Origin of the sequence: Granulicella cerasi (genome assembly GCF_025685575.1) — a bacterium.
Classification (GTDB): Bacteria; Acidobacteriota; Terriglobia; order Terriglobales; family Acidobacteriaceae; genus Granulicella; species Granulicella cerasi.
This window is the reverse complement of record NZ_JAGSYD010000004.1, coordinates 360,481-367,187: the sequence shown is the minus strand read 5'-3', so window position 1 is coordinate 367,187 and position 6,707 is coordinate 360,481. Positions and strand designations below refer to the sequence as shown.

The window sequence follows — 6,707 nt, the reverse complement described above, 5'->3', positions numbered from 1 at the left end:
GTCGTCGGTGTTGTACTCGACCTTGATGTAACAGTAGGCACAACCCATCACAGATGGGTAATCGCGAGTCCCGTTCGGAGACACGTAGGTGTTCCATGTAGGGTCGTTGTTGGTGAGACCTTGAATGTAGTCACCGAAGGTCTGATCCCCGAAGCGCGGCACAACGTAGACGCCACGATGACCTGACACCGCAACGGATGTAGCTCGACACGTACGCGTATTGATCTGCACCGCTGACGCATTCACTGAGCAGAGGAAAGTAATCCAGTGTGAGTAGCATGGTGCGGCTGTAGATGTACCGTTGCATGACTCGTTCGCAATGTTGACGAGCTGCGCGAATATACATCGCGATGAGAGCGTCGTCGCCTGTGAAGGAGTTGAGCTGTTGCTTTGCCATCGCGACGGTCACGGGTTCTGCAGCGGGTTGTGTGAGTTCGCTATAGCTGAGAGGCATGGGACTTCCGATAAGGAACCCGAGGCCAGTGATGACCTCGGGTGCTCGATTATGTTGGGTTTACTTGATGGTGAGCGAGACGATCGACGGAGTCGTGCTCGATGCAATAGTCGGTGCACCACCAGCGCGAGCGAATGCGACTACACCCAGGCGGTTCAGTTCGATCCAACGATCCGAACTCTGCTTGATGACGATGCCCGGTTCGACCTCACGCAACGTGTATGCTGCGCTGTGGTCGCCGAAGCGAATCGGTGTGTTTCCGGTTGCAACGGTTGCTGCATACTGGTCGATTTTCACGGGGAACCCAAAGATGGTGCCGACGAAGCCACTGATACCACCGTCGTTGAACGGGAGGAACAGCGGACGGCCATTCGCGTCGGTGAGGTTCATCACCTGGCCCAGCGTTGCGGTCGAGAACGACCAGCACGCGTTTGTTGAGTAGGCCGGATCAAGAGCGGTCATCAGTCCGACTAGGTTGGCGTACTTCACGATGGCGGTTGTCGTAGACGTTAGAGCCGACGGTGCGGACAGCGCGGTGAAGTTGGAGCCGTTGCCTTGAACGATGGCCTGCGACACAGAACGGATGTAACGCAAATTGATCGCATTATTTACGTCGGTCACAAGGTCATAGCTCACGTCTTGAACAAGCTTGTTGTCCAAGAGGATGGGGTTCGAACGCAGGCCATCCACCTTGAGCAACGTGCCGGTGATGGACGGGTCGGTTGTGGTGATCGAAGTGGAGTCGAGAACGAAACCGTTCGAGGTGTCATCCCATAGCGGCTGACGAACATCTTCGCCGGTTGTGGTCCGCATACGCTTGACGATGTCCATGATGGAGCCAGCGGACTTCTTGGCCTGAATCGGGTCAACGGCTGCGACGGGGATCATCACACCGCCGTTTGCGGCTACGGTGAGGTCGCGTTGCTCGAAACGTTCGCCACGAATGAAGCTACGCAGAGCGATGTTCGCTGCACGATTGCGTTCCTCGAAAGTACGCTCATCCTTCGCCTCGTGGTTCTCAACGGCACCTCGCGGCGGGGTGTTGGTGGGCAGACTGCGCTGCTCGGATTCGGCGCACGCTTCCATGCGCTCGATGTCGCCCTTTAGCGACTGAGCGTCTGCAAGCATTGCATCGACTGCGGAGCGAGTTTCGGCGGTGACGTTTTCTGCAGACATGGCGGTGCGTGCATCGGTGAGGAGCTTGTTGCGACGTTCGACGGTTTCACGGTAATTCATGAGTTCATTCCTTTTGGGGTGCAACGGGGATTGCCGCACCCAAGGGCGCGGTGATGTTGGTACAGAAGTGGGGTGGGGGCTAGCTTTCTTCGGCGAGGCGAATCAGCAGATCGGCGTTGAGCTTCCAGTCGTCTTCGTGATCCTGTAGCGACTCTGGTTTCAGAGGCGCTTCAGAACGTGTTTCGAAACGGCTGCGGAACTCGGCTGGCATCGAGTCGGGGAGAGACCTGAGAGCCATCGAAGTTTGTGGGTAGGCGGGGAACGTCACACCAACACTCACTTCGATAAGGTCAACCACGTTCACGCTGCGGGTGACTGTGCCGTCTTTCGCTTCCGTGTAGGTGCTATCAGGACAGACAAAACCAAACGAGCAACCCGTTACGTCTTTGCGCTCGACACTGACCTTGAGGTCGTTGGCGCGTGTTGTGTTTGGAAGGTTCAGTGAGAACCGCAGGCCTTTTTCGTCTTCAACCAATGTGAGAGTGCCAGCGGACAGGCGTCCTACGGGTGCATCGTCATCGTGGTTTATGAGAGCGACAACATCGTTGTCGGCAGTTGGCGATATGGTATGAGCAAAGCACCCACGTTTCAATACTTCAATGAAGCCGGGAAACATTTCCGTGGGTTGCTCTGTCACGGCGATGTATCCAGTGAGGGTGTTGCCATCACCTTCGGCTACGCGGAGTTCCGTCGCGCGGAATGAGCGAACCTCACGAGTTGGTTTGTTGAGTGTCATGGTTGTGTTGTCTTTCTTGCCAGTAATGGATCTTCTGTTCACGTCGGAGAGTGCGGAGTTCGGGTGTATAGGCTCGACGCGCCGCTTCGGCCTGTCGCTTCCGGGTCTCTGGTGTTCGCTTGGTTCCGGTGCGCGTTGCACTCTGACGCTTGCAAAAGGATGAGGGCATCGTCATCCCACACAGGTCACGGCGAACCTCATGCATAGTTTTGCCAAAGTGCTCGTGAACCGACCGTAGGATCGTCACGTGAGAACACTTATTGATTGCGCCCATTTCCTTTGCGCTTAGTCCGTCCTTGATGTGCTGTGCAAGTACATCCTTAGTCAGGGAGTATTTAGGCTTCTTCTTGTAGCCGCTACCGGCCTGACCGCCTGAGCGGAGGTTGTATCCATAAGCAGGGTTTTGGGTGCGGTACAGAGCAATGTAGAAGCGCTCAGCGGTATCAAGTGCCCGTCTACCTACACAGTTACTTTGAACGTGAACAGTGAAGTTCGATTCGCCGTGTTCTCTGATCGCGTCATGTAATCTCGAACGATAGGAGCAGGCCTTCGCATCACGAACATGAACTCTCCAACGCCTTTCAACCGGTCTTACAGTTTGGCCAACATACTTCTGACCGGTAATAACGTTCGTGATGACGTACACAACCCCATGAGCCTGAGGTTTAGCTTGCGTCATCGTCGGTGGTGTCCTTGGGGTCTGGCTTGGGTGCAGGGAGTTGCGGTGTCTTCCGAGGTCATCGAGTGGGGTCATATTCACTTGGGTAATTAGCTTCTTCGCAGCACCACCACGAGGCGCGTAGCCCAGCAAGGCGCGGCATTCATCGGCGTCGAGAACACCCCATTGGCGGGTGAGTGAGATGGCTTGAGCCATCGTCTGGAAGTCGCCACGTTGACGCTCGGTCACATCGAATTCGACGAAGAATCGGGATGACTTAAGGAGCTTGCGTTTTAACTCAGCTTCGAGCCGAACGAGGATGGGACGAAGGGTGTCTATGACGAAGCCCATCTGTTGTCCCGTGTAGTTGTTGTTACTCAGCTTCTCTGTGTTGCCGACCATGAAGACCGGGATCTTGTACATCGATGCGATGTCACTGCGTTGGTAGTTGCGTGCGATGAGGAACTGAGAATCTTCGGGACTGAGCCCAATCTGCTCGACCGACCAGTCACCCCAGAGGAACCCTTGCTTGTGTTGGTTGATACCGGAGTGAGCAGCCTGCCAGCTTTCAACGAATTCGCGTTGTGCCTTTGCATCGGGCTTAGCTGCGTTCTTGTTGATTAGGAGACTGGAAGGTTGAGCCCCGTTAGCGAACCAACGTGCTCCAAATTTTTCCATTGCTCTAGCGGTCGCAAAGGATTCACGAGCAGCGGTTACAGGGGAGACACCCTTGATTCCATCGAGGCTGAATAGCGGGAAGTGAAGTACATCCGCTGAGGCGATGATGCGATACGCGCCATCCGTCATGCCGTCAGTCGTTTTGTATGCAAGCTGACCGGTCGCGTTGCGAATAGGTTCTGTCTTGTTGGGATGGAGAGGCCAGATGGACTCAACTGCTCCGGTTGCATCACGCACGATCTGTGCGTAGCCATTGCCACATAGAGCCGACGAGCCGACTATCGTTGACCAGAAGGTGAACGCGGTCATCTCCTCGTTTGGGGATTCAGTGAGTAGCGACCACAAACGATGATCCGTTGCTGGTGTATCGCCGTCATCCGTTGACCTCATTAGGCGACACGGAAGCGAGGCTACTGCTTCAGCGAGGATCGTGACGCAGGTGTAGACCGTCGAGATGCAGAGTGCATTCTTCTCCGTTATCACTTCGCCAGATGAAGAAAGTCCACCACCTACATCACCCCACGCAGCCATAGCTGTGAGCGGTGTCGATGGGTTGTTGATGTTCCACCTTTTTTCGACGGCGGTGCCATCGCTCAAGCCGAGCGTTACGGGATGTGATGAGAAAAGTGGCATGAATATTAAGCGAAAAGGAATCCGTATGTGGCTTGTGGTTCGGGTTCTGCGAGACGAGCGCGGCTCATCGCAATGAAGAGAGCCACGGCGCAATCGATCTTGTTTTCGGGACGCGACTTGTCGGGCATGGTGTAATTGCCAGTGGCGGTCTCGCGTGTGAGCACGTTGGACATGCACCATGTGAGAACCGGGTCGCCATCATGATGGAATCGACCATCAGCCACGGCAGCTTCTAGCTCCTTCATCGCTGGCGATAACACTGCTGGCGATGGAGGTGTCTCTATGCGCTCGATACCAGAGAGGTCACTGACGCGTTGAGACCATTGGTCTGCGTAGCGTTGGTCATAGGGGAACTCGCGGACTTGGTTCTCTGCGATATCAGCCAGCGCATCGGCCTCAAGCATCGCGTAATCAATCGACGATCCGGGTGTCGCGTTGAGATGACCTTCAGCGACCCACTTTTGATAGTGAGTGTTTTCCGGGAGATTCACTCGCTCTTCGGGTAGGTAAGCGCGGCATAGAGCGTAGTAGTGTGGTCTATCGCCTTGGCTATCGTCTCGATAGAGACGTACACAAGCTGAGAGGTCAATCTTGCTCGCGAGGTCGGAACCTATCCAGCAGGGCAGATGTTTCACCGTGTCCTGTGTGAGGTGCGGGTCATAACACTTCGACCATGCGGTCATGTTCATCCATGATGCGGAAGCGGTAGACCAGACGTTCAAGTGCATCGCCTTCACGTTGTTCGCATGAGCGGGGTTCCGCGTTGCGTCAACGATGGCAAGGCGAATCTTCTCCGCATCGTTTGAGATGCCGAGGTTTGGGTTTGCCATGAGCAAGGCTTCTTCCGATGTCCATTCAACCGTGTCGTCTGCTGCGTAGATCGCGGTGAAGAAACGCTCGTCGGTCATCGAACCGTCGATAGCCTTTATGGCCCGCTCTTGCAGTTGATAGCAGGGTGATGCGGTACTCGCGACTCCTGCTGTGGTGATCGTGAGCAAAAGCGAATTGACCGTCTTGTTACAGCCCGTCTTAAACGTCCCATAGAGGTCGTCAGAAATCGCTTGGTGGTACTCGTCCTGCACTGCGAGCAGTGGTCTGGCCCCATGCCGACCACGGGAGATAACGGGCTGAAAGCGTGAACCAGCGAGCGAGAAGATGCTTTTCTTCTGTGCGAGCACGTTGATCGCGGCGAATGCGGGATTCGATTCGACGAAGTGACGTGCAACTCGGTGTACCTCGTCCGCTTGCAGCAGTGACATTGCACCGCAGTACACCTCTGCCTTTGGTACGTCGAGACCAAACGCAAAGAGCAGCGACATCGCCGCCGCCCATGGCGATTTACCGTTTCCCTTCGCCACGACAACGTAGGCTTCGATATGCTTGCGTAGACCGTCTGCATCCACCCAACCCATCAGCGAGGCGGTGAGCCAGATTTGCCAGTCGGACAGTGTGAATCGTTGTCCAGATTCAAGCGTGAGGCTTTCGATGAATGAACAAGCGCGGTTGACCTGTACATAGTCGTAATGCCAGCGTGAGCCGGTGCGCTTGAGGTCATCAAGATGACGCTGCGCGGCTAGTTTGATCCACTTTGAAGCGACGATATCTCCTGACGCGACTCGCTCACAATAGCGTGTGGCGTCATTGGCGTAGTCCTTCATCATCGTTGGTGTTCAGGTCGAAAAATGCGTCCAAAGGGTCTGCCTTTGTCTTGGTGGGAGCCGCGACGTTTATGCGAGAGCGTGAGGAAGGCGTGAAACCGAACTCCGATGCGAATTTGTGCATCAAGGTCATCGCGGTGTTTGAGATGGAGACCGCAGGGTGCGGCATCGCGTAGCCACTCTTCGGAGAGACGATGACTAGGCCTTCGCGTTCAAGAAGCTCCTCAGCTTTGATCCAGCGCGAAAATGCAACGCAGTACGCGGCGAGTGCTGAGCGGTCAACGGAGGTCAGCAGACCTGATGTGGTGAGGTCAGCCGCTATTCGTTTCCATTCGGCTTTAGCGACCTTATCCAGATGCTTCGGGCAGGTGGCACCAGCGGAGAATGAGGGTTCGGACTTGTTCAATCTGCGTTTTCCGGGGTTCCCTGATAGTTGCTTGATAATTGTCGGTTTGGGTTTTCTTCCGGCCATCTTTCAACTTCTTTCGCTCGATAACCCCGACTCTTCATTTCGCGGTCGTGAAAAGACGACCAGGGCTGGGTCTCCGATCCGTCGAGGCCGGACAAAGCAATGCCCCCTATCCCCTTAAGCACTTACGGGTGAGATGTGTCGATGAAACCCGCTTCACTACTGAGGTTGTTTTTGTGCTGTCC

The 6,707-nt window shown here is 55.3% G+C and carries 6 protein-coding genes; all 6 read right to left on the bottom strand.

The window, feature by feature from the left end; all coding sequences use genetic code 11:
• Positions 1-189: hypothetical protein (locus OHL11_RS15200; protein WP_263372380.1), on the bottom strand; the 189-nt coding region annotated here is incomplete at its 3' end.
• 325 nt (positions 190-514) lie between these two features.
• The gene (locus tag OHL11_RS15195) at positions 515-1,690 is read right to left on the bottom strand and encodes a phage major capsid protein (protein WP_263372379.1); all 1,176 of its coding nucleotides are present in this window, start codon (positions 1,688-1,690) and stop codon (positions 515-517) included.
• A 79-nt stretch (positions 1,691-1,769) separates the two neighbouring features.
• Positions 1,770-2,426, bottom strand: coding sequence for an HK97 family phage prohead protease (locus OHL11_RS15190; protein ID WP_263372378.1), 657 nt, complete (start codon positions 2,424-2,426; stop codon positions 1,770-1,772).
• Complete coding sequence (locus OHL11_RS15185) at positions 2,401-4,359, bottom strand: phage portal protein (protein WP_263372377.1); 1,959 nt, start codon at positions 4,357-4,359, stop codon at positions 2,401-2,403. Before OHL11_RS15185 ends, OHL11_RS15190 begins: the two co-directional genes overlap by 26 nt.
• A gap of 41 nt (positions 4,360-4,400) precedes the next feature.
• Positions 4,401-6,056, bottom strand: a complete 1,656-nt coding sequence (locus tag OHL11_RS15180; protein ID WP_263372376.1) for a terminase large subunit — start codon at positions 6,054-6,056, stop codon at positions 4,401-4,403.
• Entirely contained in the window at positions 6,034-6,525 is a 492-nt protein-coding gene (locus OHL11_RS15175) for a phage terminase small subunit P27 family (protein ID WP_263372375.1), read from the bottom strand. Before OHL11_RS15175 ends, OHL11_RS15180 begins: the two co-directional genes overlap by 23 nt.
• Between the last annotated feature and the right edge of the window lie 182 nt (positions 6,526-6,707).